This is a genomic window from Streptomyces sp. NPDC050423 (genome assembly GCF_040655445.1).
GTDB lineage: Bacteria > Actinomycetota > Actinomycetes > Streptomycetales > Streptomycetaceae > Streptomyces.
This window is the reverse complement of the sequence record NZ_JBFAJY010000003.1, coordinates 146,281-172,790: the sequence shown is the minus strand read 5'-3', so window position 1 is coordinate 172,790 and position 26,510 is coordinate 146,281. Positions and strand designations below refer to the sequence as shown.

Below are 26,510 nucleotides of genomic sequence, written 5' to 3'. Positions count from 1 at the left end.
TCGTTAGGCTGGCGAATCGGACAACGAACGGAGTACCGCATGTCGCTGCGGGTCGAGGCCATCACGCGCGAACAGCACCTGGCGTTTGTCGCGGAACGGGGCTCCGCGAGCCATATGCAGGTCCCGTCGTGGGGCGAGGTGAAGCCGGACTGGCGCGCGGAGAGCATCGGCTGGTCCGAGGCCGGGCGGATCGTCGGCGCCGCGCTGGTCCTGTACCGGCCGATCCCCCGGGTGAAGCGGTATCTGGCCTATCTGCCGGAGGGACCGGTCATCCCGTGGCACGAGGGCGATCTGCGCCCCTGGCTGGATCCGCTGGTGGCCCATGTCAAGGCGCGGGGCGCGTTCACGGTACGGATGGGGCCGCCGGTGATCGCCCGCCGCTGGGAGGCCCAGACCGTCAAGGACGCCATCCCCGATCCGGCCGCGCGCAGGCTGCGCGACGTCGAGCCGGACGTGAGCGAGCCGGGGGCCGCCGAGCTGGTGGCCCAGCTGCGCCGGCTGGGCTGGCAGCAGGGCGAGGACGGCGACACGGACGGCTTCAGCGCGGGACAGCCCCGGTACGTCTTCCAGGTGCCGTTCGCCGGGCTGTCGCTGGAGGAGATCCGCGGCGGGCTGAACCAGCAGTGGCGGCGCAACATCAAGAAGGCGGAGAAGGCGGGCGTCAAGGTGGTCGAGGGCGACCACGACGACCTTCCGGCCTTCTACGAGCTGTACCGCGAGACCGCCGAGCGCGACCGTTTCATCCCCCGCCCGCTCGGCTACTTCCAGCGCATGTGGACCGCGCTGCGCGCCGAGGATCCCGAACGGATGCGGCTGTACCTCGCGCACCACGACGGGGAGGTCCTCTCCGCGGCGACGATGCTGACGGTCGGGACGCACGTCTGGTACTCCTACGGCGCCTCCACCAGCCGCCGGCGCGAGGTGCAGCCCAACAACGCGATCCAGTGGCGGATGATGAGCGACGCGCACGAGCGGGGCGCGAGCGTCTACGACCTGCGCGGCATCACCGACACCCTCGACGAGAGCAACCACCTGATGGGCCTGCTGCGCTTCAAGGCGGGCACCGGCGGCCGGGCCGCCGAGTACGTCGGCGAGTGGGACTATCCGGTCAACAAGCTGCTGCACAAGGCCTTCGGCCTGTACATGTCCCGCCGCTGACGTCCGGGGCGGACCGCCGGCCGCGCCTGCGAGCGCCCGTGCCCCGCCGCGTCACTCGGTCGGCGAGGTCCGCCAGCCCGTCATGTTGAACTCGTCGAGCAGCCGTACGTCGCTGCCCTCCAGCGGGAAGGTGCGCGCCTCCAGGCCGGGCGCCGGGGCGATCTCCAGCGCGTCGCCCTCGATCAGGTCGCCGCCGGTCGGGGTGGAGACCCAGACGAGGAGCGACCGCATGGTCCTGCCGGGGGCCAGCATGACCTCTTCGGGGCCCTTGTCGTTGCCGAAGTACGACGAGCCCGGGTTCACCTTCACCGGCAGCGCGTCACCGTTCTCGTCGATGGCCTGGACCGAGGGGTAGCCGTCGACCCGGACGGGCTTGCCGCCGCAGTTGGTCAGGGTGAGCCCGACGGCGCGGTGGCCGAGGGCCGCCTCCACGGGGCCCATGTCCACTACGAGGCCCGAGTCCGGGCAGCCGGTGGCGGAGGGCGCCGGGGTCGGGCGGACGGGTGCCTGGGGACGCCCGGCGGGCGCGGAGGCGATGTCCAGCGGGGACGGCGGGCTCACGTGCACCCCCGCGGACGCGGTGGGCGACGGGCTCGGGCCCGCCTCCCCCTCCCCCGCCGGCACGAGGAATCCCGCGCACCCGGACAGGGTGAGCGTTCCGGCCACGGTCAGCGCCGCCGGGACCGCTCTCCGTATCCCCGTCCCCCACAGTGCCCGCACGCCCATGCGTCCGCCCCCCACGTCAGCCCGCCCCGATGTGCGGCCGATCATGCCAGAGCACCGAATTGTTGAGCACTCCTTCAGCTTCGGACCAAGCAGAACTAAGTAGACCTTCACGGTCCGGTGCGGGGACACTTCGGACATGACGCCTCCCGCAGCATCCCGCCCGCGCCCCTTCGGCCGCGCCCTCTGCGCCATGATCACCCCGTTCACCGCCGAGGGCGCCCTCGATCCGGACGCGGCCGCCGGGCACGCCGCGGCACTGGTCGCGGCCGGCTGCGACGGTCTGGTGCTCAGCGGCACCACCGGCGAGTCCCCGACCACGTCCGACGCCGAGAAGACCGCGCTGCTGCGCGCGGTGCGTGAGGCGGTCGGCGCGCGGGTGCCGGTGGTCGCGGGCGTCGGCAGCGCGGACACCCGGCACACCGTGGAGCTGGCCCGGCAGGCGGAACGGGCGGGCGCCGACGGCCTGCTGGTGGTGACGCCGTACTACAGCCGGCCGCCGCAGGCCGCCGTCGAGGCGCACTTCCTGCGGGTCGCCGAGTCCACCGGCCTCCCGCTGATGCTGTACGACATCCCCGGCCGCACCGGCACCCGCATCGAACCGGAGACGGTGCTGCGACTGTCGGAGCACCCGCGCGTCGTGGCGGTGAAGGACTGCTCGCAGGACCTGCTGGGCGCGACGAAGGTGATCGCCGCCACCTCGCTCGCGTACTACTCGGGCTGCGAGGAGCTGAACCTGCCGCTGTACGCGGTGGGCGGCGCGGGCTACGTCAGCACCGTCGCCAACGTGGCACCCGGCCGGCTGCGGGCCGTGCTGGACGCGTTCGACGCCGGGGACACCGCCGGGGCGGCGCGGCTGAACGGGCTCCTGGCGCCGCTCGTCGAGCTGATGATGGCGTCCGGGCTGCCCGGCGCGGTGACGGCGAAGGCGCTGCTGGACGCGGGCCCGGTCCGGGAACCGCTGCAGCCCGCCGGGCGCGGGGCGGCCGACGGGCTGCGAGGGGCGTACGAGGAACTGCTCGGACCCTCTTAACCGTTGCTGTGCAGGACGTCGTTGAGGCCGTCCCAGACCGCGTTGTTCGGGCGGGCCTCGACCGTGCCGGTCACCGAGTTGCGGCGGAAGAGGATGTTCGAGGCGCCGGAGAGCTCGCGCGCCTTGACGACCTGGCCGTCCGGCAGGGTGACCCGGGTACCGGCGGTGACGTACAGACCGGCCTCGACGACGCACTCGTCGCCCAGCGCGATCCCGACACCGGCCTCCGCGCCGACCAGGCAGCGCTCGCCGATCACGATGCGCTCCTTGCCGCCGCCGGAGAGGGTGCCCATCGTGGAGGCGCCGCCGCCGATGTCGGAGCCGTTGCCGACGACGACGCCCGCGGAGATGCGGCCCTCGACCATGGAGGTGCCGAGTGTGCCGGCGTTGAAGTTGACGAAGCCCTCGTGCATCACGGTGGTGCCGGAGGCGAGGTGCGCGCCGAGCCGTACCCGGTCGGCGTCGGCGATCCGGACGCCCTTCGGCGCGACGTAGTCCGTCATGCGCGGGAACTTGTCGACCGAGGTCACCTGGAGGTGCAGGCCCTCGGCGCGGGCGTTCAGCCGCACCTTCTCCAGGTCGTCGACGGCGACCGGTCCGAGCGAGGTCCAGGCCACGTTGGTGAGGAGACCGAAGAGGCCGTCCAGGTTCTGCCCGTGCGGCTGGACGAGGCGGTGCGAGAGCAGGTGCAGCCGCAGGTACGCGTCGTGGGCGTCGAGCGGCTTGTCGTCGAGCGAGCCGATGACCGTGCGCACGGCGACCACCTCGACCCCGCGGCGGGCGTCCACGCCGATGGCCTTGGCGGCGCCCTCGCCGAGCAGGCCGACGGCACGGTCGGGGGTGAGCCGCTCGGTTCCGGCCGGGCCGGGCTCGGCGGTGAGCTCGGGCGCGGGGAACCAGGTGTCGAGAACGGAACCGTCGCCGGCGATGGTGGCGAGGCCGGCGGCGACGGCGCCGGTGGTACGGGTGGAAGTCGTGTCGGTCATGACCCGAACCTAACCGGCCGGAGGCCGCCCCGGCGAACCGGTCTCGGCCTCCGGGCGTCGTGGCCGCGGGACGGCTGCCACGAGCGCTGTCCTGTCGACCGGGCCGATGGACGTGCCACCACCGGTGAGGACGTTCCAGGTCGTCGCGCACCGCGCGGAGCATCTCCCGGAAATCCGGGCCCAGCACGGTCCGTTCCCCTCCCCGACCCCACGAGTTCCCTTTGGGAACGGACTGTGGCAGCATGCTTTCGCAGGTCAGTCCGGTTGAATGACCGTCCGACGTGACGGAGGAACCCCATGCCCCAGCGCACCAGCCTGGCCGACGCCGACTGCGCGATCGCTCAGGCGCTCGACGTGGTCGGCGACTGGTGGACCCTGCTGATCGTGCGGGACACGGCGCGCGGGGTGCACCGTTTCGACGCCCTCCAGCATGAACTGGGCATGTCCCGCAAGGTCCTGACCGAGCGGCTGCGGCTGCTGGTCGAGGCGGATGTGCTGTCCCGGGAGCCGTACCAGGAGCGGCCCGCCCGGTACGAGTACCGGCTGACCCCGCGCGGCCGCGCCCTGCTGCCGGTACTGATCGCGCTCCAGGACTGGGGCGACGCCTGGGTGACGGGAGACGGAGCGACCATGGCGACCGCACAGGAGTCCTCGCAGGAGGCCGCGCGGGTGCACGCGCTGGTGGGCACCCGGGTGCCGGAGCTGAGCCTGCCGTGCCACACCGGCGGCGAGCACGACCCCGTCGCCGCGGCCACCCCGTACACCGTCCTGTACTTCTTCCCCGGGGCCTACGCCCGCGCGGAGTCCTATCCGCCGGACTGGGCCGCGATTCCCGGCGCGCGGGGCTGCACCCTCGAATCGTGCACCTACCGCGACCGGCTGGCCGAGTTCACGGCGGCGGGCGCGACGGTGCACGGCGTCTCCACCCAGCGCCCGGACGAGCAGCAGGCGTTCGCGGAGGCGGAGCGGCTGCGCTTCCCGCTCCTTTCGGACGCCGGACTGGAGCTGACGGCGGCGCTGCGGCTGCCGACGTTCCGGGCCGCCGGGATCAGCCGCCTGAAGCGGCTGACCCTGGTGGTGGACCGGGACCGCACGGTCCGCGAGGCGCTGTACCCGATCACCGACATCGAACAGAGCGTGCGGGCGGCGCTGGCTGCGGTCCGGGCCGGGGCGGGAGAGGGTGCGGACGGGGCGGCCGACTGAAGCAGTGAGGGGAACGCTCAACGGGCTCGGCGGCCGGATCCCCCGTGCGGCCGGGGGCGGGCGTGCTCAGCCGGCGATCCGCCCCAGCATCTCCCGTGCGTACGCCTCGTCGTAGACCCCGCCGGTGAGCAGTACCTGGAGACAGATCCCGTCCATCAGTGCGACCAGGGCCCGCGCGGCGGCCGGATCGGTGCGTGCCGCCAGGAGTGCGGCCGTGTCGTCGGTCCACTCGGCGGCGACCGGCCGCAGCGCGGGCCTGCGCAGGGCGGCGAGGTAGAGCTCGTACTCCAGCTCCGCCCGGCCGCCGCCGAAGAACTCCCCGAGCAGCCGGGCGAGTTCGGCCGCGAGGTCGGCGGCCGGGTCGGCGAGGGCCCGGCTCTCCCGCATGAGTCCGGCGAAGTTCTCGTTCGACCGGCGGAGCGCGGCGGTCAACAGCTCGTCCAGCGAGGCGAAGTGGTACGTCGTCGAGCCGAGCGGCACATCGGCCTCGGCCGCGACGGAGCGGTGGCTGAGCCCGGCGATGCCCTTGGCGCCGACCACCCGGATCGCCGCGTCGATGATCCGGGCGCGCCGCTCGGGGTCGTACCGCCGTGCCATCAGTGCGCACCGCCCAGGTTGAGCACCACGACACCGGCGATGACCAGCGCGATGCCCGCGACCTTGACCAGGCTGCCGGACTCCCCCATGAACAGCGTCCCGATGACGGCGACGGCGGCGGTGCCGATGCCGGCCCAGATCGCGTAGGCGGTGCCCATCGACATGGTCTTGAGGGTCTGGGCGAGCAGCGAGAAGGCGAGCAGGTAGCCGAGGACGGTGATCAGTGAGGGCCAGAGCCGGGTGAAACCCTCGCTGTACTTCATGGCGGTCGTCCCGGCCACCTCCGCCGCGATGGCCGCGGCCAGCAGTCCATATCCCATGTGTACGAGTGTACGCATCGGCCCGCGCAGAATGCCCGGGGTCGGCCGGGCACCGGGGGCGATACGGTGGTCCGTCCATGTACATGACCGACTGACAGGCGGAGCAGCAGTGGCGCAGGACGCAGGGTGGGGCGGCGGGCCGTACGAGGGCGCGCCGTACGGGGGACCTCCCGGAGGGCCGCCCGGTTGGGGCGGCTGGGGCGGCGGCTGGATGCCGCCCAAGCCCGGGGTGATACCCCTGGGGCCGCTGAGGCTCGGGGACATATTCAACGGCGCGTTCTCCACGGTCGGCCGTCACGGCAAGCAGTTGTTCGGCGTCGGCGCGGCCGTGTACGGCGGGGCGTTGGCCGTGGTCGTGGCAGCGATCGCCATCGCCTACTCCGCGACCTCGGACCATCTGCACCGGATGTTCTCGCTCAGCTACGACGAGGACCCCAGGACCGAGGACTGGGCACCGGTGGTGATCGCCCTCTGCGCGGTCGCGCTGGTGTGCCTGATCACGGCCGTGCTCTCCACGGCCCTGATGTACGCGGCCGTACCCGCGGTCCTCCAGGAAGCGGTCCTGGGCCGGCCCACCACCTTCTCCGCCGTCTGGCAACGGGCCTGGGCACGGGTGCCCGCGGTGATCGGAACGGTGTTCCTGACCTGGGTGATCGCGATGATCCCACTCATGCTGGCCTGGGCCGGCGTCGTCGCCCTCATCATCGGCCTGGCGAGCACGGGCGGCGGCGACGGCGCCTCGGTCACGCTGGTCGTCGTCGGCATGCTCGGCGCCCTGGCCACCGCGCCGCTGGCGGTCTGGCTCTGGGTGAAGTTCAGCCTGGCGCCCTCGGCCGTGGTCTTCGAGAACCAGGGCCCCGTCGCGGCACTGCGCCGCTCGTCCGTGCTGGTGCGCGGCGACTGGTGGCGGATCTTCGGGATCAGCCTGCTGGCGGGCGCCATCGCGGGGGTCGCGAGCTATCTGATCCAGCTGCCGTTCACGTTCGTCGGCATGTTCTCGGGGATGCTCGGCTCGGCGAACCTGAGCGACGACCCGAACCCGGCCTCGGTCGTCGTCGCGATGAGCGGCTATCTGATCGCCATGATGATCGGACAGCTGGTCAGCCAGCTGATCGTGGCCACCTTCCCGCCGCTGGTGACCGGACTGCTGTACGTGGACCGGCGCATCCGCACCGAGAACCTGGGCCCGGTCCTCGCCGAGGCCGCCGCGGTACCGCCGCAGTACACGGGCTGAGTCCGCCTTCGCCGGCGCGGCCGGGCCCGTCGTGCCGGTGGGTGCGGAGGCCTGAATTCCGAGGGCGATTTCTGGTCGATCACGTCCGGGCCGAATTGCCGATCCTGGTCGTCTTTTGCCGGCTTGCCCCGGATAACCCAACCCGCGTACAGCGGCGTTGCGCATGTTGCAACGAGAAGTGCACCACCGCGACGGATGCGTGAGGGTAAGCCATCTCTTGTTATCTATAGCTCGATTGTGCGATTAATCAGCCGTCGCGGGGGCTTTGGCTCAGAGACATCTGAGGAGCACGACGTATCAGCGGCAGCCGCATGCCCTGCGGCCGAGGCTCCCTTCCGTGTTCTGGACCTCGTCGGCCGAAGGAGTACGCACCAATGACACGCACGAAGATCGTTGCGGCTGCGCTGTTCACCCTTGCCATCGCCGTGCCCACGGCCACGGCGGCGGCAGCAGTGGACGCCTACGCCGGGGGTGCGCACGGTTGGTCTCCGGCCAAGGCCGACGGCGGGATGGTGGCCGTCAAGGACAACAGCAGTGACGGGGACCCGGTGAAGGCGGAGTACTACCGGATCAACAACGTGGGATCGAAGCACACGCTGTGGAACCACAGTGGCCCCGGAACCACCTCGTACTCGGCCGACGGGTCGAGCATCTACGAGTTCAAGGTCTGTGACGAGAACTACGGTGCGCCGGACGACTGCTCGGGCTGGAAATTCCCGTAACCGGAATTCTCAACGCTGTTCCTGCCGAACCGGACCGACCAGGGCCGGTGCGGCACCCCCGTTCCTGAGACAAGAGCATTCCTGAGACAAGAGGCACGTTCGGTGTACCAGAGGGACTCGTCCGGGCTCCACATCAGCAACCTGTGCTACCAGGTCGGAGGGCGGACTCTCCTCGACGGCGTGGAACTGTCCGTGTCCCGGGGCGAGTCGGTCGCCGTGACCGGCCCCAGTGGATCAGGCAAGTCGACCCTGCTCATGTGCGTACTCGGCCTGATCAAGCCGCAGTCGGGCACGGTCACCGCCGGGGGCAGGGACATCACCGGTCTCGGATCCGCGCGGCTCGCCCGAGCACGTCGGGAGACGTTGAGCATGGTGTTCCAGTTCGGCGAGCTCCTCCCCGAATTGAGCCCGGTGGAGAATGTCGCCCTGCCGGTCCTGCTCGACGGAGGACGGCATCAGGACGCGTACCGGCGCGCGGAGGAACTCCTCGGTGCGCTCGGTGTCCCCGTCGGCTCCACTCCGACCGGTATGCTCTCCGGCGGTGAGCGCCAGCGGGCCGCCGTCGCCCGCGCCCTGATCACGGAACCCGCCGTGCTGCTCGCCGACGAACCCACCGGCGCCCTCGACCCGGACGCCAAGGAGGCCGTCGCCACCCTCCTGTTCACGGCCGCCCGGGACCGTGGCTGCGCCCTGCTGGTCGTCACCCACGACCGCTCGGTGGCCGACCGCGCCGACCGGCGCCACGAACTGCGCGGCGGGATCCTGGCCGGAGCCAGGGCCCTGTGATGGGGAACGGGTTCCGCACCGCGTCCAAACTGCTCAGGATCGGTCTCGCCGCCGGCCGGTCCACGCCGGGCGACCGCTTGCGATGGTGGGGCCTGTTCGGCGCGGCGGCCGCCGTCGCCTTCGTCGTCCTGGCGACCGTGGCCACGCTCGCGACGTACGACGGCCGGGAGACCAGGGCGGACGCCCGGGGGCCGGTGGTCGACCTGGGCAGGGATGCCGCCCTGTTGTACCGGCAGGGGGGCGACTCCGTCGGCGGCAGACCCGTCTCCCTCGTATTCGTCCGGCCACTCACCGCCGGGGCTCCCGTTCCCGCCGGTGTGACCCGCTGGCCGAAGCCGGGCGAAGTCCTGCTCTCTCCCGAACTCGTCAGGACCGGCAGGGGGGAAGGAATCCTGACCCGCTACGGGAAGTTCGCCGGCACCATCACCACGGACGGCCTGGTCACGCCATCCGAACGGATCGCCTACGTCCGGGTGGGGGACGGTGCGCCCAGGAACGATCGCCGGTGGCTGCCGGTGTCCGCCTTCGGCAGCAACGGCGGAGCGACGGGGGAGATGGTCGATCAGCCGGCGGTGAGCTCTCCTCTCCTCGCGCTGTGGGCCCTGGCCGGACTGCCCGCCCTCGCTCTGACCGTCGTCGCCGCACGGGTCGGCTCCCGCACCCGTGACCGACGCGGCGGTCTGCTGCAGGCGCTGGGCGGCACATGGCGGCACCGCATGATCGTCAACACCGGTGAAGCGGCGACCCCGGCCGCGCTGGGAACACTCACCGCGCTCGTCCCGTATGCCGTCGCGTCCGTGCACAGCACACGCCTCGCGCCCACGGGTTACATCCTCGATCACCATGATGTGCGGGACGCCTGGCCCCTGGCCGCCGCTTCGGCCGCGGTGTCGCTGCTGGTCGTGCTCGCCATCGTGGTGGGCACGCACCGCATCCACCGGGACGGCACGTCCACCCGCCCCGCGTCCTTCAGCTCCCGGGTTCCCGCATGGCGTCCGGCTCTCTGCGGTGTGGGGGTCGCGCTGGTTCTGACGAGCCAGTACACGCCTCGCAAGGCGCAACTCTTCGTCTTCACCTCCGGGACCGTCGTGATGTGGGCCTTCCTGTCCTCCGTGGTGGCCCTCCTCACCCGCCGTCTGGGGTCCTGGCTCGCCGGGAGCGGGAGGCGGAAGGGCCATGCGGGCCGTCTGATCGGCGGGCGATGGACACACGCGCACCCGGGCGTCATCGTCCGTCTCGCGCTGGCGATGGTGATCGGCATCGGTATCGTCGCCCAGATGCAGGTGTGGACCAGCAGGCTGGGCGTTCACTCGCAAGCGGCCCTCGCCACCCATCAGCGGATCAAGGACACCGTGATCGAGGTGACCCCCAGCAGTATGACCGCAGCACAGACCGGCCGCTTCCGTTCAGCTCTGCCGGTGGGCGCGGTCCTGCTGAGCCGTACGTTCCATGATCCCGGGCCGCCGAGAGAACCGTGGGTCACGGTCACAGGAACCTGCCGCGACCTGCGTGTACTGCGGGTGGAGTGCCACGGCAGCACGACAGCGCCGACCGGCGGAAACGCTCAGGTGGAGGAAATGCGCCGCTGGTGGGGTGGCTTCAAGTTCGTCCCGGCGGCCCCGGCCGGTGTGAAGGCGGACGGCACGCAGTCCCTCCTCGTCGTGGCCCCCGCCCCCGGGCAGCTCGCCGCGGTGAAACAGGCCGCGTTCACGCTCCCCAATCCTTCGGTACAGGTGGAGGCACTCGGCGGGAACTGGCTGGGGTCCTCGCGTTCCCACCTGCCGAACTGGATTCAGCTGTTCGGCATCACCGGCATCCTCTTCATCCTCATGGCCGGTGCGGTGAGTGCGGCGGCCGAGTTCGTCCGGATCCGCCACGCGCTCGCCCCGCTGTCCGTCCTGACCGGCCGACGCCGCGTGTTCCGGTCCGTCGCCTCGTGGCATCTCACGGTGCCCCTGCTCATCTCGACCGTCGTCACAGGGGCGGTGACCGCATGGCACTCGGTGTTCTTCATCGCCCTGGTGAAGGAGGGCTCCGTGTCCTGGACCGTCCTGACACTCGGCATCGCCGCATGTGCCGCTGTCTCCCTGACCGTCGGATTCCTCGGGGCACGCGCGGCAGCACGCGAGGCCGAGCGATGGCGGCCGGCAGCCGACTGAAGAGGTGTCACGGGCCGACGGCGGGGCGGGGTGCAGCCGTTCTCGGGTGCGGCGGTGCCCGAGTCGTAGAAGACGCCGAGGTGGTCGCGGCGGGTGTACGGGTGACGTGCGGGCGGGGTCAGAGGTGTTCAGGGGGCGGCGGCCCCGCCGTCGAGCCGGGGCGGAAGGTACAGGCCACGAGGGGTTCCGTCGCCTCCTCCCCCGCCACCAGCGCGGCGAGCATGCGCACGGCGGCCGCGCCCAACCGCGGCCGGGGGATGTCGAATCCGGTGATGGCCGGCCCGTCCGCGAGATCCGGCGGAGGGCTGCCGAGCACCGCGAGCGAGGCGTCGCGCGGGCAGTCGATCCCGACGAAGTGCGCGGCGCCGTGCAGTGCCCGCCAGGCGTCGCCGGTGTCGGTCTCCTCCGCGACGAACGCGGTCACCCCGTCGTCCAGCCAGCCGCGCAGCCGTTCCGCGGTGAGATCGCGCTCCGGGTCGGCCGAACGGAAGACGGCCCCGGGGCCGCCGGGCAGTCCCGCCTCCTCCAGGCCCTTGAGGAAGCCGTGCTCGCGGTCGATGGAGGCGGGGGCGTCGTCGTTCTCGCGTACGAGCACAATGCGTCGGTGCCCGAGGGAGGCGAGGTGCGCGACGACCTCCCGGCCGGCGCTGATGTAGTCGGCGCCGACCCACGCCAGCCCCTCCAGCTCGTCCCTGCGGCCCAGGTGGACCACGGGGAAGCCGTCGCCCACCAGGCGCAGCAGCTCGTCGGCGGGCGCGTGGCGCCCGAGGAAGAGGCAGCCGTCGGCGAGCCGCACCCGGTTGAGCGCGTGGGGCCCGGCGGCTCCGGCGCCGCCCGTACTGGAACCGGTGAAGAGCACCAGGTCGTAACCGCGGGCCGCGGCCTCCTGCTCGACGCCGACGAGGAACGGGTAGTACGAGTGCTGCACGTCGGTCGGGAACGTGGGCGTGAAGCTGAAGACCCCGAGCAGGTTGTTGCGCGCGGCGGCCAGCCTGCTGGCCGCCGGATCGGGGACGTAGCCGAGCGTGCGCACCGCGTCGAGCACCTTGCGCCGGGTCTCCTCCGAGATCGTGGCGCCCTGATTCCGCGCCCCGAGGACCAGCGAGACCGTGGCCTGGGAGACCCCGGCGAGACGCGCGACCTCGGTCTGCCGGGGCCGGGACGTACGGCCCCCGGGCGCGGGGGTCCGGCCCGGCCGGGCCCGCTGCGGGGGTTCTTCCACGGTGTTCCTCCGTACTCGTCAATGCGTATTACTAATACGCATTAACGAGTACTGTTGACCTCGGCGTCACAGCGGTCAAGGGTCCGCGCAAGACTTCTTTCGGCCCTTCCGCGACGGAGGGGCGGGGGCCGACGACGGGTTACTGCACCCCGCGCGGCCGGAACTGGACGCTGATGCGGCCTCCGGTGGACCGGGCCGACTTGGGGATGGCGTGCTCCCAGGTCCGCTGGCACGAGCCGCCCATCACGATCAGGTCGCCGTGCCCCAGCGGGCGGCGGACGGTCTCGCCACCCTGACGCGGGCGGAGCAGCAGGTCACGGGGCGTGCCGACGGAGAGGATGGCCACCATCGTGTCCTCGCGGGCGCCCCGGCCGATGCGGTCGCCGTGCCAGGCCACACTGTCGCGCCCGTCGCGGTAGTGACACAGGCCGGCCGTCGCGAACTCCTCGCCGAGTTCGGCGCGGTAGTGCGCGGACAGGGCCCGGCGCGCCTCGTCGAGAACGGGGTGCGGCAGCGGTTCGCCGGCCCGGTAGAAGGCGAGCAGCCGGGGCACGTCCACGACCCGCTCATACATCTGCCGCCGTTCCGCCTTCCACGGGACGTCCGCGGCCAGCCGTTCGAACAGGACTCCGGCGCCGCTGAGCCAGCCCGGCAGCAGGTCGATCCAGGCCCCGTCACCGAGGACCGTCCGCTGGATCCCGCCCAGCGGGCCCAGGCGCACGTCGTCGCTCTGGTCGAAGAGCGATCCCTGGAGCTGGTGCGTTGCCATGTGTCCAGCGTACGCCTTAATCGAACATATGAGCTATTGAATGGTCCTGGCTGGTCAGGCCTCGTCGAAGCGCAGACCGACGGTGATGCTGAAGTACGTTCCCCGGCAGGTCGACGGCAGCGCAGAGAAGACAGGTGCAACCACCGGCGCGTAACGCACCGGCTCAGGCCCGGCTCTCGGCAGAGGCCACCACCGTTTCCTCAAGCAATGCTCATGGCCTGAGGATCGGGTTCGGGAGGGCGTTCCTTCAAGGGCTGATCAGAGCGCGTAGGGGTGCAGACTTCAGATCCGCAGGGCCCACAGTTTTCCATTCATGTCCGCGATGAGGACCCGGCCGTCGGTGGACTGCGGAAGGGTGGCCAGGCCCGTATCGAAGTCGCCCGTCCAGACCTCACGGCCGGCTCGGGCGTCGACGATCCGCGTGTGTCGCCACTGCGTGAACAGCCGCTTGCGGAGCGTGGTGAACAGCACGTGCTTGCCGACGAGTTCGGCGCCCTCGTCGCTGCTGCGCCAGCGCTGCCGGCCGTCGTCCGCGTTCAGGCACACCGTGCCCTCGCCGGTGGGCACCACGAATCCGCCCTCGACCCCCAGTACGCCCTGAACACCCTCGATCTGCTTGACCGAGCCGTCGTCGCCGTAGACGGAGACCCGTCGGTAGGGCCCGTCGTAGGTCCACTTCACCTTTCCGGTGGCCGCGTCCACGGCCGTGGGCCTGCGGCGGTCCCCTGCCGCCAGCGGCAGGAAGATGGTGGTGCCCGAGATGACCGCCGGGCAACTGCTCTCGGCCGAACCGGCGCGTTCCCCGGCGGCGTTGAACGGCGTGCGCCACACCACGTCCCCGGTGTGCGCCGAGCGGCATACGAGATCAGTGGCAGCTTTCTTGCCAACCTCGTAGAAGAGGAGGAACTTTCCGAGCGCATGAGCCAGGCGGCCGTTCGCGCTGAACCCTGACTGTCGCCACGCGGTCTTCCCGGTCCGGGCCGAGAGCGCCGTATCGCCGCTGACCACCAGGTCTCCGACGCACAGCGCCCCTCCCTGCGTGTCCGTGAGGAACCTCCACCGGTCCTTTCCACTACGCGGGTCGAGACCGGCCACACTGCCGTCGCCGGCCACGATGACCAGTCCGCCGGACCGGTGCACGTCCCAGCTCTGTGAGTCGAGCGCGTGGCGCCACAGCGGTCTGCCGGCGGCGGTGTCGAAGGCATCGAGCCGGGGGCTCTGCTCCTCCTTCAACTTGCTCTTGACGATGGCCGCGTGCCCGACCACGGCGAACTGCGGGCTGCCGTCCACGCTCCAGTTCTGTCCGCTCAGCGTGGCCTTCCACAAGCGGGCGCCCCGGGCGGCATCAAAGGCGTGCACCATGACCGGGGCGTCGCCGCTCGCGATGTACCAGCGGCCGCCGCTGACGACGGACGTCGGGTGGTTCCTGTCGAGTTTCTGCGCGTCACCGATGTTCTGCGACCAGGCGACCGGGCCCTTGTCGGGTTCCTCGGTGAGATACACGGCGGCCGCGGTCCCGGCGGCGCCCAGCGCGAGGACCCCCCCACTCCACCTCAGTGCGCTGCGCCGGGTGAGCCCGGGCGGGCGGGGCGGCTCGGGCACCGATGCCGTCGTGGCATCCGGGGACGGCTGGGCGGGCGCCCCGCCCGCGTCCACGACCGTCGGCGTGCGGCGCGCAGGCACCGCAGGCCCCGCGCTCCCGTACAGGCCACGCAGCTCGGCGGCCAGTTCAGCGGCCGATGCGTACCGCCGGCCGGGTTCCTTCTCCAGCAGCCGCAGCACGAGCTCGTCCCACACGGCGGGCAGACCGGGCAGGACGCTGCTCGGGGCCGGCGGCGTGTCGTTGAGGTGCGCGGTCAGATGACCCAGCGCGTCCGGTGCGCTGAACGGCAGCCTGCTGGTGAGCAGTTCGAAGAGCAGGCACCCCACCGCGTACAGGTCGCTGCGCTCCTCGGGGCGGCCGCGGGCCTGCTCCGGCGCCATGTAAGCGGCCGTTCCCAGCACCGTTCCGGTGCGGGTCAGCAGGTCTCCGGCCCCCGCCGAGTCCGCGGCGCGCGCGATCCCGAAGTCCAGTACCTTCACCCCGCCGTTCGCCGTGATGAACACGTTCGCCGGCTTGATGTCGCGGTGCAGAACGCCGCCGGCATGCGCTTCGGCCAGCGCGTCGCAGATCTGCGCACCCCACCGTGCGACCTCCTGGCCGGGTACCGGACCACGGCGTACGACGGTCTCAAGACCCTGGCCCCGCAGGAACTCCATCACCAGGAACGGCGCACTGCCCTCCGCGGTGACCGCCTCACCGAGATCGTGCACGGCCACGATGCGCGGGTGCTGAAGCGCCGCGGTGATCCGCGCCTCCCGCAGGAAACGCGTCCGCAGTTCACCGGCCGCGCTCCCCCCGCCCGCCAGAAGCGAGACGACCTTGACGGCGACGGTACGCCCCAGACGCTCGTCGAACGCCTCCCACACCTCGCCCATCCCACCGCGCCCGACCAACTGCTTGAGCTGGTATCGCCCGGCCAGCAACGCATCACCCACCACACATCCCCCACCGAAAGTGTCCGCGGGCTGCATGCTGACTCCCGCACCCCGCTCACCTTCCACGCTTGCCCACACCTCCACAACCCTCACCCTCCGAGCCTCCGTCAGCGGTAAGGGGCCGACCGCTCCAGCAGCCGGCCAAGCGGCTCCTGGAGCCGGCTCTCGAGCCTGACCACCGGCGAGGTCCAGGCTCACCTTGCCGAGGTCCACGGAGCGGACGTGTCCCGTCAGACGATACGAGGCGCCGTTCGAGTCCGGAAGGATCAAGAACGAGCAAAGAGCGCGCGTCAGACGCCCTTCAGAACACGATCAAGTGCCGCCCGGCCCACAGGTCCCCAGTGTGGCTTGCCGCCGGGAAGGCCCCGATCTCCGTTCTGCCCCATGAGCATCAGGAAGAGGCTCTTCATAGCGGCCAGCCCGCGGGCACGCCGGATCGCCGCCTCGTCCGCACGCGCGTACGTGTCGAAGAACCGTGAGGCCGTGCCCGCGGGCAGCAGCACCCATGCGGCGGCGAGGTCCCACGCCGGATCGCCGGCGAACATGTCACCGAAGTCGACGATGCCCGAGAGCGTTCCGTCCGAGACGACGACGTTCGCGGGATGGAGGTCGCCGTGCACCCACACCGGCGGGCCCTCCCACGCGTGGGCCGCGACGGCGTCGTCCCAGACGGCCCGGACGTCGACAGCGATGTCGTCGAGGGCGACGGCCTGGAAGAAGATCTCGAAGTCGTCCGTGCAGTTCCTGGGATGGGCACCGCGGCCCGTGGACACCGGCGCCTCGGCGGGCGCCTCCACATGGAGCGCCCGGAGGAAACCCGCCAACGTGTCGGCCGCGTGGGCGCCGCGGCTGATCGAGCCGTGATCCAGCGGCTCGCCGGGGACCCACGTCATCACGGTCCAGTGCTTGGGGAAGCGCTCGGACGGTTCGCCGAACCGCACCGGGGTCGGCACCGGGAGCGGCAGGCGCGGGGCCAGCACGGGTAGCCACCGCCGCTCCTTGAGCTGGAGCTCCGGAGTGGGGTCCATGCGCTGCATACGCACGGCCAACTCGTCCCCGAGGCGCCACATCTGGTTGCCCCAGCCGCCCGCCACCTCGCGGATGGCCAGCCCGGCAAGGTCTGGATGTTGCTCCTGCAGCAGGTCGCGGACCAGGTCTGCGGTGATCTCGATCTCGATCTCGGTGTCGGTCATGCGAAGCCACAGTACCGAGGTGGGGGGGCGAGCCGCCGCCGCAACTGGCCCCTCTCCGTCGGGCCCCGGGACCTCGTGAACCCCAGCACCCTCCGCACGCAGACGAGCCAACCCACCAGAAGTCGTGGCGGAGCGCCTCACGCCGATATCGATCAGTTGCCGGCGCTGCCGTCGTCACCGCTGGCCATGTACACGGTTGTTACGCTGCCTCGCGCACTGGCACCGCGCCAGCCAGGACTTGGGGAGCCCGATGGAGCCGATGGACCAACCGCAGGCCGACGACGTGCTCGCTGCGTGGGCGCCGGCGGGGATGGGACGCATAGTCGTCGTCCTGGGCCGGGGCGTGGTGATCCACAAGGCGATCGTCTCGGGCAAGGCTGGTGCGGTCGGTGTCGCTCGGGGGGTCACGGCGGGAGCAAGCGTGGCTCTGGGCGGAGGTGCCGCGGTCGCGGCGTCCGGACCGAACTCGGTGTACGGCAGCCCGTTCATCGAGAAGGTGCTGCGCCACGGGGTCGAGGGTCTGCTCGCATCGCCACGCAAGACCCTCGTGCCCTGGGACGAGATCGTCTCGGCGGAGTATCGGAAGCTCTTCCTTGGGCGCGGCCGGATGATCATCCGGACCAGGGACGGCGAGCACAAGTTGAAGTTCCTGCAGAACACGTATGTCGCCGGCGACCCGCAGCGCGTGTTCGCTGACTTCCTCGGCCAGCAGTTCACTGCCGGCTGAGCGGATGCCGCCTGCGAGGGCCCTCCGGCCCACCATTGGACCCACGCAAGACGGAACATCCACACAGCGGTCAGACGGCGCCGAACTCTCCGGCCTTGGCGCCTGCCACGAAGGACTCGAACGAAGCGGCCGCGACGTTCAGGACCGGGCCGGCGAGGCTCTTGGAGTCACGTACGGAGACCACGCCATGCGGGGTGACGAGGTTGGTGGCAACCTCAATGCACTGGCCGCCGTTGCCGCTGTACGAGGACTTGAACCAACGGGGGGATTCGGTCGTCACGGGGTGCCCTTTCGCAACTGGTCGATCAAGACGGAACATCCACACAGTGGTCAGACGGCGCCGAACTCTCCTGCCCTGACGCCGGCCACGAAGGAGGCGAACGAACCGGCAGCGACGTTCAGAACCGGGCTGGCCTGGTCCTTGGAGTCACGGACCGGAACGACGCCGCGCGAGTCGACGAGGTTGGTAGCGACCTCGACGCACTGGCCGCCGTTGTCGCTGTACGAGGACTTGAACCAGCGGGGGGATTCGGTCGTCACGGGGTGCCCTTTCGTAACTGCTCGATCATGGCCACGGATGCCGCTTGGGAGAGCGCCTCGGCCTGCAGTTGATGGTAGGCCGTCAGTATGGGCAGCACAAAGGCGGTTTCCCGTTCAAAATGCCCGCGCTGGGCGGATTCCGCGTAGGACATGAGAGAGCGGTCCGGCATCGTGAGTACGGTGATGGGCAGGCTGAACGGTCGCCGCGCTCCCATGGAGAACGGCGCTACTTGCAGCACAGTGTTCGGCCGCTCAGCGAACGCCAGCAGGCGATCGAACTGGGCCTCCATGATCGCGGGGTCACCCATAGGTCGACGAATGCAGCCCTCGTCGAGCACAGCAAAGATCAAGGGTGACGGGATACAGGCAAGCGTGGCTTGCCTCCGCACCACTAGCTCCACTCGTTCGTCGGCCTGTTCAGGGGTGATGGCTTCACGCCGAACTGCATCAGCTTCCAGCGTTGCCGCGTACTCCCGCGTCTGGAGCAGGCCAGGGACGACACCCACTTCGTACAGCCGGATCTCCGCCGCGCGTGCCTCATGCGCGACGTACTCCGGAAATCCTTCAAGTAATGCCGTGTACCTCACTGCCCGACTCATGCGTTCGAATCGGTCTCCCGTGCCAAACACCCTGTCAGCACTCCTCGCGAACTGAGGAGTTGGAGGACGACGACCAGTTTCAACGGCAGAAATATGCGTGCCTGAGCACCCCATACGCTCGGCCAGCTCGTCCTGTGTCCAGCCTCGCTCATCCCGTAGCGTGCGGAGAAGCTGACCGAAGCGCGCACTGGGCGACTTGTCCGGGTCCAGTTCCTTGCGGTTCACCATTCGGAAATCCAACTCCCCACTCAGTTGCTGCAAGTTGAACTCGTTCCGACCCTAAGCCACGCTGAACGCCCTTGGTAGTGAAACGACTACAGAGAGGAGCGGCAGTGTCTGAGCAGCAACGCGCCCAGCTCCCGCCCGCCGGCACGCTCATGGTGGACAGCAGCCGTAACGACCGCGTCGGGGAGTTCCGAGGAGCCTCCGGCCCCTACTGGTCACTGCGGCCGATCGGCGGTGGTCCCGAGTGGGAAGCCGTCCCCGAATTCATCCGCCCCGCCACCCGCGACGAGCGCCTCCGCGCCCGTACCGCGTACGAGAACGCCAGGAGCCGGGGGGAAGTGGCATGACGTTCAGCAGCGACACCGAGTGTCGTGAGTGCCGTGCGTGCCAGGAACTCGATCTCGCCGAAGCCGTGGCCCGGCGGGAGAGGGACGAGAGCCGGGCGACCGACTGCCGTGTGCTGCGCAAGCGGCATCTGGCCGCCGAGCACGGGGAGCGGTCGTGAAGCGGCACCCGGGCGGGGAGCGTGCCGCGTGACCGGTGCGGGCTACGCGGTGGAGGTCACCGCGACGACCGGGCAGCGCGCCGTCTCGCTCGGCGGGGCCGTGGTGAGGAATCGCCGGCTCGCCCTGCGGTGGCTGCGGCGGCAGGCGCTCCGTCTCGTGGACGGGCCCGGCGCTGCGTGCGGTTCCGCGTGGTCCGGCGGAATGGACCTACGTACGGTCATCCGTCAGAGCTCCGGTGTGCGCCACGCGCTCCTGGCCTGGGGCGACGACCTCGACCAGCAGGACCACTCCATGGCTCGGCTGGAATCCGGGTGCCCCGACGTGTTCACCGTGGTAGACCCCGTTCTCGGCCTCCTGGTGACGCTCGCCGGGCGGCGCATTCGGCGGGGCCGTACCGTCGACGGACAGCGAAACGGCCGCGCTCGCCGGGCGGACCGGCGGGCACGGCCGTGGGGAGCGCGAACCCTGGGGTTCGACCGGGCGGACGCCGGGGATACCGCGGAGGAACAACGCCGAACGGCCCCCGGCAGGCTTGCGCCGGGGACCGTTCACGCTCGTACGGGGGTGCTCAGACGTTGAAGCCCAGCGCGCGCAGCTGCTCGCGGCCGTCGTCCGTGATCTTGTCGGGACCCCACGGCGGCATCCAGACCCAGTTGATCCGGAGCTCGTTGACGATGCCGTCGGTGGCGGACTTCGCCTGGTCCTCGATGACATCGGTCAGCGGGCAGGCCGCGGACGTCAGGGTCATGTCGAGGGTGGCGATGTTCGCGTCGTCCACATGGATGCCGTAGATCAGGCCCAGGTTGACGACATCGATGCCCAGCTCGGGGTCGACGACGTCGTACAGCGCCTCGCGGACCTCCTCCTCGGAGGCCGGCTTGGTGGTGAGAGTCTCGTTTTCGCTCATGCCGTCTTCCCTTCGGACAGCGCCTTCGCCGTCGCGTCTTTCCACGCCATCCAGCTCAGCAGCGCGCATTTGACCCGGGCCGGGTACTTGGAGACGCCGGCGAACGCGACCGCGTCCTCCAGCACCTCTTCCATCGCTTCGTCCGGCTCCAGCTGTCCCTTGGACTGCATCAGCTCCAGGAACGCGGCCTGGATCTTCTGGGCCTCGCCCAGTTCCTTGCCGACCAGCAGCTCGTTCAGCACGGAGGCGCTGGCCTGGCTGATGGAGCAGCCCTGGCCCTCGTAGCTCACATCGGCGATGGTCTCGCCGTCGTACCGCACGCGCAGCGTGATCTCGTCACCGCACGTCGGATTGACGTGATGCACCTCGGCGTCGCCGTCCCGCAGGCCACGCCCGTGGGGGTGCTTGTAGTGGTCCAGGATCACTTCCTGGTACATGGAATCAAGCTTCACCAGTCAACCCTCGCCGCTGTCTAACCGAAAAAGTTCCGGACGTGTTCCAGACCGTCCACCAGGGCGTCGACCTCGGCGGGCGTGGAGTACAGATAGAACGACGCTCGCGTCGTCGCAGGAATTCCGTACCGCAGGCAGACCGGCCGGGCGCAGTGGTGTCCGACCCGGACGGCGAGGCCCTGCTCGTCGAGTACCTGGCCCACGTCGTGCGGGTGGATGTCGCCGAGCGTGAAGGAGATCGTGGCCCCGCGGTCCTCGGCGGTGGCCGGACCGATGATCCTGAGGTCCGGGACCTCCAGGAGCCGCTTCACCGCGTACTCGGTGATCGCCTGCTCGTGGCGGTGGATGTTCTCCATGCCGATCGCCGAGAGGTAGTCCACGGCCGCGCCGAGGCCGACGGCCTGGGCGATCGGGGGCGTACCGGCCTCGAACTTGTGTGGCGCCGGAGCGTACGTCGACGAGTGCATCGACACGGTCTCGATCATCTCGCCGCCGCCGAGGAACGGCGGCAGGTCCTCCAGGAGCTCCTGCCGTCCCCAGAGCACGCCGATGCCGGTCGGTCCGACCATCTTGTGGCCGGTGAAGGCCACGAAGTCGGCCTGCAGCGCCTGCACGTCGAGCACCATGTGCGGGGCGGCCTGCGAGGCGTCGATGCAGACCAGGGCGCCGACTTCCTGGGCGCGCCGGACGATCTGCTCGACCGGGTTGATCGTGCCCATGATGTTCGAGACCAGCGTGAAGGAGACGATCTTCGTCTTCTCGGTGATGATCTCGTTGATGTTGGACAGGTCGAGCCGGCCGTCGTCGGTGATGCCGAACCACTTCAGCTTCGCGCCGGTGCGCTGCGAGAGCAGCTGCCACGGCACGATGTTGGAGTGGTGCTCCATCTCCGTGATGACGATCTCGGTCTCGTGGTCGACCCGGTAGGGCTCGTCGGCCCAGCCGAGCATGTTGGCCACGAGGTTGAGCGACTCCGAGGCGTTCTTGGTGAAGATCACCTCGTTGCGGCTGGGCGCGTTGATGAACGCCGCGACCTTGTCACGGGCGCCTTCGTACAGCGCCGTGGCCTCTTCCGCGAGCACGTGCACGCCGCGGTGGACGTTGGCGTTGTGCCGCTCGTAGTACTCGTTGAGGGCATCGAGCACCTGGCGCGGCTTCTGCGAGGTCGCCGCGTTGTCCAGGTACACGATCTTCTTGCCGTCGTGGACCGTGCGGTCCAGGATCGGGAAGTCCTTGCGGATCGCCTCGGTGTCGAGGAGGCCGGAGAGCCCCTGTCGGGCGTCAGTCACGCGGAAGCGCCACCCTTCGTGTAGGCCTCGTAGCCCTCGTTCTCCAGCTTGTCGGCGAGCTCGGCGCCGCCGGACGCGGCGATGCGGCCGTTGGCGAAGACGTGCACGAAGTCGGGCTTGATGTACTTGAGGATGCGGGTGTAGTGCGTGATCAGCAGCGTGCCGACCTCGCCGGACTCGCGGACCCGGTTGACGCCCTCGGAGACGGTCTTCAGCGCGTCGACGTCCAGACCGGAGTCCGTCTCGTCGAGGATCGCCATCTTCGGCTTGAGGAGCTCCAGCTGAAGGATCTCGTGGCGCTTCTTCTCACCGCCGGAGAAGCCCTCGTTCACGTTGCGCTCGGCGAAGGCGGGGTCCATGTGGAGCTCGGACATCGCCTCCTTGACCTCCTTCACCCAGGTACGCAGCTTGGGGGCCTCGCCGCGGACGGCGGTGGCGGAGGTGCGCAGGAAGTTGGAGACCGAGACACCGGGGATCTCGACCGGGTACTGCATGGCGAGGAACAGACCGGCGCGGGCGCGCTCGTCGACGGTCATCTCCAGGACGTTCTCGCCGTCCAGGGTCACCGTGCCGCTGGTGACCGTGTACTTGGGGTGGCCCGCGAGGGAGTACGCGAGGGTGGACTTGCCGGACCCGTTGGGGCCCATGATGGCGTGGGTCTCGCCCTGCTTCACGGTCAGGTCGACGCCCTTGAGGATCTCCTTCGTGGCGTTGTCGGCCTCGACGGTGACGTGCAGGTCGTGGATTTCAAGCGTTGCCATGGGTGACTCAGGTCTCCTGGGTGACGGAGACGAGCACATCGTCCCCTTGGATCTTGACGGGGTATACGGGGACGGGGCGCGTCGCGGGAAGGCCGGACGGCTTGCCGGTGCGCAGGTCGAAGCTCGATCCGTGCAGCCAGCACTCGATCATGCAGTCCTCGACCTCGCCCTCGGACAGTGAGACGTTCGCGTGCGAGCAGATGTCGTTGATCGCGAACACCTCGCCCTCGGTGCGGACGACGGACACCGGCGTGCCGTCGAGCTCCACCCGCTTGGGGGTGTCGTCCTCCAGCTCGCTCAGCGCACAGGCTTTGACGAAGGCCATCAGACCGACGCCTTCAGCTCGGTCTCGATCTTGTCGAGGAGACGGGCTTCGACGTCCGGCAGGCCGATCTGCTGGACCAGCTCGGCGAAGAAGCCGCGCACGACGAGGCGGCGGGCCTCCTCGGCGGGGATGCCGCGGGACTGGAGGTAGAACAGCTGCTCGTCGTCGAAGCGGCCGGTCGCGGAGGCGTGGCCGGCGCCGACGATCTCGCCGGTCTCGATCTCCAGGTTCGGCACCGAGTCGACCCGCGCACCGTCGGTGAGAACCAGGTTGCGGTTCATCTCGTAGGTGTCGGTGCCCTCGGCGCCGGCCTGGATCAGGACGTCACCGATCCACACGGCGTGCGCGCCGTCGCCCTGGAGCGCGCCCTTGTAGGCCACGTTGGACTTGCAGTGCGGGGCGTTGTGGTCGACCAGGAGGCGGTGCTCCTGGTGCTGGCCCTTGTCGGTGAAGTACAGGCCGAAGAGCTCGGCCTCGCCGCCGGGGCCCGCGTAGGCGATCCGCGGGTGGATCCGGACGACGTCGCCGCCGAAGGTGACGACGATGGACTTGAACGAGGCGTCCCGGCCGACCAGCGCGTTGTGCTGGCCGACGTGGACGGCGTTCTCGTCCCAGTCCTGGACGGAGACGACGGTCAGCTTCGCACCGTCGCCCAGGACGTAGTCGATGTTGGCGGCGAGCACCGCGTCACCGGTGTGGTCGATGACGACGACGGCCTCGGCGAAGGCGCCCAGGGTGATGACCTGGTGTCCGTAGGCCACGCCGCCCTCGCCGTGCACCGCGATCCGGATCGGCTCGGTGAGCACGGCTTCCTTGTCGACGGTGACGACGGAGGCCTGCTCGAAGGACGAGTAGGCCTGTGCGGCCACCCGGTCCACCGGGGTGCCGGCCTTGCCGAGGCGGGCGTCGTCGCGGCCGACGGTCTCGACCGTGACGCCCGAGGGGGCCTCGATCGCGACCTTCACACCGCCGCCGTTGGCGACGGCCGTGCCGTCGTGCAGCCCGCGCAGCCGCTCCAGCGGCGTGAACCGCCACTCCTCCTCGCGGCCGTGCGGGACCGGGAAGTCCGCGACGTCGAAGGACGGGGGCGCGCTCATGCGCGTGGCGACGGTCGACTCGGCGGCCACCGCGATGGAGCCGGCGGTGGTGGAGCCCGCCGGAATGTTCTGAGCCTCAGCCATGGCTGTCGTAGTGCTCTCTTTCTCAGTCAGACAGATGTCAGGGGGATTCGGTCGCCGGCGTGCTAGCCGACCGAACCCTCCATCTGCAGCTCGATCAGCCGGTTGAGCTCAAGGGCGTACTCCATCGGGAGTTCCTTGGCGATCGGCTCGACGAAGCCGCGCACGATCATCGCCATCGCCTCGAACTCGGTCATGCCGCGGCTCATCAGGTAGAAGAGCTGGTCCTCGGAGACCTTGGAGACGGTCGCCTCGTGCCCCATCGACACATCGTCCTCGCGGACGTCGACGTAGGGGTAGGTGTCGGAACGCGAGATCGTGTCGACCAGCAGCGCGTCGCACAGGACGTTGGACTTCGCGCCCGGCGCGCCCTCGCCGATCTCGATCAGACCGCGGTAGGAGGTGCGGCCGCCGCCTCGTGCCACCGACTTGGAGACGATGTTGGACGAGGTGTTCGGGGCCATGTGGACCATCTTGGCGCCGGCGTCCTGGTGCTGGCCCTCACCCGCGAAGGCGATGGACAGGGTCTCGCCCTTGGCGTGCTCGCCCATCAGGTAGATGGCCGGGTACTTCATGGTGACCTTGGAGCCGATGTTGCCGTCGACCCACTCCATGGTCGCGCCCTCGTAGGCGACGGCGCGCTTGGTCACCAGGTTGTAGACGTTGTTCGACCAGTTCTGGATCGTCGTGTAGCGGCAGCGGCCGCCCTTCTTCACGATGATCTCGACGACCGCGGAGTGCAGCGAGTCCGAGGAGTAGATCGGCGCGGTGCAGCCCTCGACGTAGTGGACGTAGGCGTCCTCGTCGACGATGATCAGCGTCCGCTCGAACTGGCCCATGTTCTCCGTGTTGATACGGAAGTAGGCCTGGAGCGGGATCTCGACGTGCACGCCCTTCGGCACGTAGATGAACGAGCCACCGGACCACACGGCCGTGTTCAGCGAGGCGAACTTGTTGTCACCGACGGGGATGACGGTGCCGAAGTACTCCCTGAAGAGCTCCGGGTGCTCCTTCAGCGCGGTGTCGGTGTCCATGAAGATGACACCCTGCGCCTCCAGCTCCTCGTTGATCTGGTGGTAGACGACCTCGGACTCGTACTGCGCGGCGACACCGGCGACGAGGCGCTGCTTCTCAGCCTCCGGGATACCGAGCTTGTCGTACGTGTTCTTGATGTCCTCGGGCAGGTCCTCCCAGGACTCCGCCTGCTTCTCCGTCGAGCGCACGAAGTACTTGATGTTGTCGAAGTCGATGCCCGACAGGTCCGAGCCCCAGTTCGGCATGGGCTTCTTGCCGAAGAGCTTGAGGCCCTTGAGCCGCAGCTTCAGCATCCACTCGGGCTCGTTCTTCTTGTCCGAGATGTCGCGGACGACAGCCTCGGAGAGGCCGCGCTTGGCCGCCGCGCCTGCCGCGTCGGAGTCGGCCCAGCCGAATTCGTACGTGCCCAGGCCATCGAGCTCAGGGTGGGCAGTCTCCGTAGGGAGCGTCATGCGGGGTTCCTCCCGGACTTGCTTGTGGATGCTGAATCAGTGGTCTGTGACGTGGGGTGACCGCTGCGCGGGATGTAGGTCGTGCACACCCCGTCGCCGTGGGCGATGGTGGCGAGACGCTGCACATGGGTCCCCAGGAGGCTGGAGAAGATCTCCGTCTCCGCCTCGCACAGCTGCGGGTACTGCTCGGCGACGTGTGCGACCGGGCAGTGATGCTGGCACAGCTGCTCGCCCTGCTGCGGGTCCGGCGCGCTACGAGCCGTAGCAGCGTACCCGTCGGCGGACAAGGCCTTGGCCAAGGCCTCCGTACGGGTCTCGGGGTCCGCGGCGTCGATCGCCGCCCGGTATGAGGCCACCTGGTCGGCGACCCTGGCACGGGCGAACGCCATGACCGCTCCGTCGCCCGCGGTCTCGGCGATCCAGCGCAGGGCGTCCGCGGCGAGCGCGTCGTAGGACTGGTCGAAGGCGTCCCGGCCGCAGTCGGTCAGGGCGAACACCTTGGCCGGACGGCCACGGGTCCGCGCCCCGTACACCCGCTGCTCGCGGGCCTCCACGACATCGTCGGAGACGAGGGCGTCGAGCTGACGGCGGACGGCGGCCTGGGTGAGCCCCAGGCGCTTGGCGAGATCGGCGGCGGTGGACGGGCCGTGGTCCAGGACGGAGCGCGCGATCCGGTTGCGCGTCGAGCGCTCACCGGTCGCGAGTTCCTCCTGCGGAGCCTCGCCAACGTATTTCACAACGCCATTGTTGCGTAATTCATCCGGCTCTGACAACCACGGTCCGAAACGATCTCCCGTGGAATCAATCACTTAGGGTTACCTAATCAAGCCCCGGGACGGGGCCCCCGGAGGCGGCTGCCTAGACTTACCGC

Annotated in this window: 30 protein-coding genes; 11 read left to right on the top strand and 19 right to left on the bottom strand. The window is 70.1% G+C overall.

Features of this window, described 5'->3' with window-relative positions; all coding sequences use genetic code 11:
* Positions 1-39 precede the first annotated feature (39 nt).
* Positions 40-1,158: a peptidoglycan bridge formation glycyltransferase FemA/FemB family protein gene (locus AB0I52_RS03750; protein WP_363068568.1), complete on the top strand. Its 1,119-nt coding sequence runs from the start codon at positions 40-42 to the stop codon at positions 1,156-1,158.
* Between the two features lie 51 nt (positions 1,159-1,209).
* Here the strand turns inward: AB0I52_RS03750 and AB0I52_RS03745 are convergent, their stop codons facing one another.
* Positions 1,210-1,884: a DUF4232 domain-containing protein gene (locus tag AB0I52_RS03745; protein WP_363068566.1), complete on the bottom strand. Its 675-nt coding sequence runs from the start codon at positions 1,882-1,884 to the stop codon at positions 1,210-1,212.
* A gap of 136 nt (positions 1,885-2,020) precedes the next feature.
* Here AB0I52_RS03745 and dapA point away from each other — a divergent pair, with 136 nt between their 5' ends.
* On the top strand, positions 2,021-2,914 hold the full coding sequence (dapA, locus tag AB0I52_RS03740; protein ID WP_363068564.1) for a 4-hydroxy-tetrahydrodipicolinate synthase: 894 nt from the start codon (positions 2,021-2,023) through the stop codon (positions 2,912-2,914).
* On the opposite strand, the gene dapD is transcribed toward dapA, so the two are convergent.
* On the bottom strand, positions 2,911-3,900 hold the full coding sequence (gene dapD, locus AB0I52_RS03735; protein WP_363068562.1) for a 2,3,4,5-tetrahydropyridine-2,6-dicarboxylate N-succinyltransferase: 990 nt from the start codon (positions 3,898-3,900) through the stop codon (positions 2,911-2,913). The genes dapA and dapD overlap by 4 nt on opposite strands.
* A gap of 297 nt (positions 3,901-4,197) precedes the next feature.
* On the opposite strand from dapD, the gene AB0I52_RS03730 reads away from it, so the two are divergent.
* Complete coding sequence (locus tag AB0I52_RS03730) at positions 4,198-5,103, top strand: winged helix-turn-helix transcriptional regulator (RefSeq protein WP_363068560.1); 906 nt, start codon at positions 4,198-4,200, stop codon at positions 5,101-5,103.
* A 66-nt stretch (positions 5,104-5,169) separates the two neighbouring features.
* Here the strand turns inward: AB0I52_RS03730 and AB0I52_RS03725 are convergent, their stop codons facing one another.
* Together AB0I52_RS03725 and AB0I52_RS03720 are read right to left on the bottom strand one after the other, a co-directional pair.
* A complete protein-coding gene (locus AB0I52_RS03725) occupies positions 5,170-5,700 on the bottom strand; it encodes a TetR family transcriptional regulator (protein ID WP_363068558.1) in 531 nt (176 codons plus the stop codon).
* Positions 5,700-6,020 (bottom strand): multidrug efflux SMR transporter, encoded by a 321-nt coding sequence (locus AB0I52_RS03720; protein ID WP_363068556.1) that lies wholly within the window; start codon positions 6,018-6,020, stop codon positions 5,700-5,702. The genes AB0I52_RS03725 and AB0I52_RS03720 overlap by 1 nt, the downstream gene beginning before the upstream one ends.
* A gap of 211 nt (positions 6,021-6,231) precedes the next feature.
* Between AB0I52_RS03720 and AB0I52_RS03715 the strand changes: the two genes are divergently transcribed.
* The 4 genes from AB0I52_RS03715 (at position 6,232) to AB0I52_RS03700 (ending at position 10,921) form a co-directional block, all read left to right on the top strand.
* The gene (locus tag AB0I52_RS03715; protein ID WP_363068785.1) at positions 6,232-7,254 is read left to right on the top strand and encodes a hypothetical protein; all 1,023 of its coding nucleotides are present in this window, start codon (positions 6,232-6,234) and stop codon (positions 7,252-7,254) included.
* A gap of 374 nt (positions 7,255-7,628) precedes the next feature.
* Positions 7,629-7,976, top strand: coding sequence for a hypothetical protein (locus AB0I52_RS03710; RefSeq protein ID WP_363068554.1), 348 nt, complete (start codon positions 7,629-7,631; stop codon positions 7,974-7,976).
* A gap of 102 nt (positions 7,977-8,078) precedes the next feature.
* A complete protein-coding gene (locus AB0I52_RS03705) occupies positions 8,079-8,762 on the top strand; it encodes an ABC transporter ATP-binding protein (protein WP_363068552.1) in 684 nt (227 codons plus the stop codon).
* Complete coding sequence (locus AB0I52_RS03700; RefSeq protein ID WP_363068550.1) at positions 8,762-10,921, top strand: permease; 2,160 nt, start codon at positions 8,762-8,764, stop codon at positions 10,919-10,921. The genes AB0I52_RS03705 and AB0I52_RS03700 overlap by 1 nt, the downstream gene beginning before the upstream one ends.
* Before the next feature lie 118 nt (positions 10,922-11,039).
* On the opposite strand, the gene AB0I52_RS03695 is transcribed toward AB0I52_RS03700, so the two are convergent.
* From AB0I52_RS03695 to AB0I52_RS03680, 4 genes are all read right to left on the bottom strand, one after another.
* Positions 11,040-12,143, bottom strand: coding sequence for a LacI family DNA-binding transcriptional regulator (locus AB0I52_RS03695; protein ID WP_363068548.1), 1,104 nt, complete (start codon positions 12,141-12,143; stop codon positions 11,040-11,042).
* A gap of 139 nt (positions 12,144-12,282) precedes the next feature.
* Positions 12,283-12,912 carry an alpha-ketoglutarate-dependent dioxygenase AlkB gene (locus AB0I52_RS03690; protein WP_363068546.1) on the bottom strand — a complete coding sequence of 210 codons (630 nt, stop codon included), beginning with the start codon at positions 12,910-12,912 and terminating at the stop codon, positions 12,283-12,285.
* A 282-nt stretch (positions 12,913-13,194) separates the two neighbouring features.
* Positions 13,195-15,450 carry a PQQ-binding-like beta-propeller repeat protein gene (locus AB0I52_RS03685; protein WP_363068544.1) on the bottom strand — a complete coding sequence of 752 codons (2,256 nt, stop codon included), beginning with the start codon at positions 15,448-15,450 and terminating at the stop codon, positions 13,195-13,197.
* Positions 15,451-15,740: 290 nt separating this feature from the next.
* Positions 15,741-16,643 (bottom strand): aminoglycoside phosphotransferase family protein, encoded by a 903-nt coding sequence (locus AB0I52_RS03680; protein WP_363068542.1) that lies wholly within the window; start codon positions 16,641-16,643, stop codon positions 15,741-15,743.
* A gap of 250 nt (positions 16,644-16,893) precedes the next feature.
* Between AB0I52_RS03680 and AB0I52_RS03675 the strand changes: the two genes are divergently transcribed.
* Positions 16,894-17,370: a hypothetical protein gene (locus tag AB0I52_RS03675; protein WP_363068540.1), complete on the top strand. Its 477-nt coding sequence runs from the start codon at positions 16,894-16,896 to the stop codon at positions 17,368-17,370.
* A 70-nt stretch (positions 17,371-17,440) separates the two neighbouring features.
* Here the strand turns inward: AB0I52_RS03675 and AB0I52_RS03670 are convergent, their stop codons facing one another.
* From AB0I52_RS03670 to AB0I52_RS03660, 3 genes are read right to left on the bottom strand one after another with little or no spacing between them, the layout of a single operon-like run.
* Positions 17,441-17,650: a DUF397 domain-containing protein gene (locus tag AB0I52_RS03670; protein WP_363068538.1), complete on the bottom strand. Its 210-nt coding sequence runs from the start codon at positions 17,648-17,650 to the stop codon at positions 17,441-17,443.
* A gap of 50 nt (positions 17,651-17,700) precedes the next feature.
* Complete coding sequence (locus AB0I52_RS03665) at positions 17,701-17,910, bottom strand: DUF397 domain-containing protein (protein ID WP_363068536.1); 210 nt, start codon at positions 17,908-17,910, stop codon at positions 17,701-17,703.
* Positions 17,907-18,737 carry a helix-turn-helix transcriptional regulator gene (locus AB0I52_RS03660; RefSeq protein WP_363068534.1) on the bottom strand — a complete coding sequence of 277 codons (831 nt, stop codon included), beginning with the start codon at positions 18,735-18,737 and terminating at the stop codon, positions 17,907-17,909. Before AB0I52_RS03660 ends, AB0I52_RS03665 begins: the two co-directional genes overlap by 4 nt.
* A 149-nt stretch (positions 18,738-18,886) precedes the next feature.
* Between AB0I52_RS03660 and AB0I52_RS03655 the strand changes: the two genes are divergently transcribed.
* From AB0I52_RS03655 to AB0I52_RS03645, 3 genes are read left to right on the top strand one after another with little or no spacing between them, the layout of a single operon-like run.
* Positions 18,887-19,081: a hypothetical protein gene (locus AB0I52_RS03655; protein WP_362962094.1), complete on the top strand. Its 195-nt coding sequence runs from the start codon at positions 18,887-18,889 to the stop codon at positions 19,079-19,081.
* A complete protein-coding gene (locus tag AB0I52_RS03650) occupies positions 19,078-19,239 on the top strand; it encodes a hypothetical protein (RefSeq protein WP_363068532.1) in 162 nt (53 codons plus the stop codon). Before AB0I52_RS03655 ends, AB0I52_RS03650 begins: the two co-directional genes overlap by 4 nt.
* Positions 19,240-19,267: 28 nt before the next feature.
* Positions 19,268-19,819, top strand: coding sequence for a hypothetical protein (locus tag AB0I52_RS03645; protein WP_363068530.1), 552 nt, complete (start codon positions 19,268-19,270; stop codon positions 19,817-19,819).
* On the opposite strand, the gene AB0I52_RS03640 is transcribed toward AB0I52_RS03645, so the two are convergent.
* The 8 genes from AB0I52_RS03640 to AB0I52_RS03605 all read right to left on the bottom strand — a co-directional run bounded on the left by AB0I52_RS03640 (position 19,809) and on the right by AB0I52_RS03605 (position 26,376).
* Positions 19,809-20,147 carry a metal-sulfur cluster assembly factor gene (locus AB0I52_RS03640; RefSeq protein ID WP_250970406.1) on the bottom strand — a complete coding sequence of 113 codons (339 nt, stop codon included), beginning with the start codon at positions 20,145-20,147 and terminating at the stop codon, positions 19,809-19,811. The two genes, AB0I52_RS03645 and AB0I52_RS03640, sit on opposite strands and share 11 nt — an antisense overlap.
* Positions 20,144-20,599, bottom strand: coding sequence for a Fe-S cluster assembly sulfur transfer protein SufU (sufU, locus tag AB0I52_RS03635; RefSeq protein ID WP_306052627.1), 456 nt, complete (start codon positions 20,597-20,599; stop codon positions 20,144-20,146). Before sufU ends, AB0I52_RS03640 begins: the two co-directional genes overlap by 4 nt.
* A gap of 20 nt (positions 20,600-20,619) precedes the next feature.
* Positions 20,620-21,888, bottom strand: a complete 1,269-nt coding sequence (locus AB0I52_RS03630) for a cysteine desulfurase (protein ID WP_362962047.1) — start codon at positions 21,886-21,888, stop codon at positions 20,620-20,622.
* Positions 21,885-22,649 (bottom strand): Fe-S cluster assembly ATPase SufC, encoded by a 765-nt coding sequence (gene sufC / locus AB0I52_RS03625; protein WP_362962045.1) that lies wholly within the window; start codon positions 22,647-22,649, stop codon positions 21,885-21,887. Before sufC ends, AB0I52_RS03630 begins: the two co-directional genes overlap by 4 nt.
* A gap of 7 nt (positions 22,650-22,656) precedes the next feature.
* Entirely contained in the window at positions 22,657-22,974 is a 318-nt protein-coding gene (locus tag AB0I52_RS03620) for a bifunctional 3-phenylpropionate/cinnamic acid dioxygenase ferredoxin subunit (RefSeq protein WP_024492618.1), read from the bottom strand.
* Positions 22,974-24,155 (bottom strand): Fe-S cluster assembly protein SufD, encoded by a 1,182-nt coding sequence (sufD, locus tag AB0I52_RS03615; protein ID WP_363068527.1) that lies wholly within the window; start codon positions 24,153-24,155, stop codon positions 22,974-22,976. The genes AB0I52_RS03620 and sufD overlap by 1 nt, the downstream gene beginning before the upstream one ends.
* A 62-nt stretch (positions 24,156-24,217) precedes the next feature.
* The gene (gene sufB, locus AB0I52_RS03610) at positions 24,218-25,639 is read right to left on the bottom strand and encodes a Fe-S cluster assembly protein SufB (protein WP_363068525.1); all 1,422 of its coding nucleotides are present in this window, start codon (positions 25,637-25,639) and stop codon (positions 24,218-24,220) included.
* A complete protein-coding gene (locus AB0I52_RS03605; RefSeq protein ID WP_363068523.1) occupies positions 25,636-26,376 on the bottom strand; it encodes a metalloregulator ArsR/SmtB family transcription factor in 741 nt (246 codons plus the stop codon). The genes sufB and AB0I52_RS03605 overlap by 4 nt, the downstream gene beginning before the upstream one ends.
* Positions 26,377-26,510: the final 134 nt, after the last annotated feature.

Excerpts from the sequence above, each read along its gene's own strand:
- sufC (WP_362962045.1), bottom strand. The coding sequence starts at position 22,649 with ATGGCAACGCTTGAAATCCACGACCTGCACGTCACCGTCGAGGCCGAC.
- sufD (WP_363068527.1), bottom strand. The coding sequence starts at position 24,155 with ATGGCTGAGGCTCAGAACATTCCGGCGGGCTCCACCACCGCCGGCTCC.
- AB0I52_RS03715 (WP_363068785.1), top strand. The coding sequence starts at position 6,232 with ATGCCGCCCAAGCCCGGGGTGATACCCCTGGGGCCGCTGAGGCTCGGG.
- AB0I52_RS03660 (WP_363068534.1), bottom strand. The coding sequence starts at position 18,737 with ATGGTGAACCGCAAGGAACTGGACCCGGACAAGTCGCCCAGTGCGCGC.
- AB0I52_RS03745 (WP_363068566.1), bottom strand. The coding sequence starts at position 1,884 with ATGGGCGTGCGGGCACTGTGGGGGACGGGGATACGGAGAGCGGTCCCG.
- AB0I52_RS03650 (WP_363068532.1), top strand. The coding sequence starts at position 19,078 with ATGACGTTCAGCAGCGACACCGAGTGTCGTGAGTGCCGTGCGTGCCAG.
- AB0I52_RS03725 (WP_363068558.1), bottom strand. The coding sequence starts at position 5,700 with ATGGCACGGCGGTACGACCCCGAGCGGCGCGCCCGGATCATCGACGCG.
- AB0I52_RS03700 (WP_363068550.1), top strand. The coding sequence starts at position 8,762 with ATGGGGAACGGGTTCCGCACCGCGTCCAAACTGCTCAGGATCGGTCTC.
- AB0I52_RS03710 (WP_363068554.1), top strand. The coding sequence starts at position 7,629 with ATGACACGCACGAAGATCGTTGCGGCTGCGCTGTTCACCCTTGCCATC.
- AB0I52_RS03730 (WP_363068560.1), top strand. The coding sequence starts at position 4,198 with ATGCCCCAGCGCACCAGCCTGGCCGACGCCGACTGCGCGATCGCTCAG.
- AB0I52_RS03655 (WP_362962094.1), top strand. The coding sequence starts at position 18,887 with ATGGTGGACAGCAGCCGTAACGACCGCGTCGGGGAGTTCCGAGGAGCC.
- AB0I52_RS03750 (WP_363068568.1), top strand. The coding sequence starts at position 40 with ATGTCGCTGCGGGTCGAGGCCATCACGCGCGAACAGCACCTGGCGTTT.
- AB0I52_RS03620 (WP_024492618.1), bottom strand. The coding sequence starts at position 22,974 with ATGGCCTTCGTCAAAGCCTGTGCGCTGAGCGAGCTGGAGGACGACACC.
- AB0I52_RS03720 (WP_363068556.1), bottom strand. The coding sequence starts at position 6,020 with ATGGGATATGGACTGCTGGCCGCGGCCATCGCGGCGGAGGTGGCCGGG.
- sufB (WP_363068525.1), bottom strand. The coding sequence starts at position 25,639 with ATGACGCTCCCTACGGAGACTGCCCACCCTGAGCTCGATGGCCTGGGC.
- AB0I52_RS03690 (WP_363068546.1), bottom strand. The coding sequence starts at position 12,912 with ATGGCAACGCACCAGCTCCAGGGATCGCTCTTCGACCAGAGCGACGAC.
- AB0I52_RS03680 (WP_363068542.1), bottom strand. The coding sequence starts at position 16,643 with ATGACCGACACCGAGATCGAGATCGAGATCACCGCAGACCTGGTCCGC.
- AB0I52_RS03675 (WP_363068540.1), top strand. The coding sequence starts at position 16,894 with ATGGAGCCGATGGACCAACCGCAGGCCGACGACGTGCTCGCTGCGTGG.
- dapA (WP_363068564.1), top strand. The coding sequence starts at position 2,021 with ATGACGCCTCCCGCAGCATCCCGCCCGCGCCCCTTCGGCCGCGCCCTC.
- dapD (WP_363068562.1), bottom strand. The coding sequence starts at position 3,900 with ATGACCGACACGACTTCCACCCGTACCACCGGCGCCGTCGCCGCCGGC.
- AB0I52_RS03640 (WP_250970406.1), bottom strand. The coding sequence starts at position 20,147 with ATGAGCGAAAACGAGACTCTCACCACCAAGCCGGCCTCCGAGGAGGAG.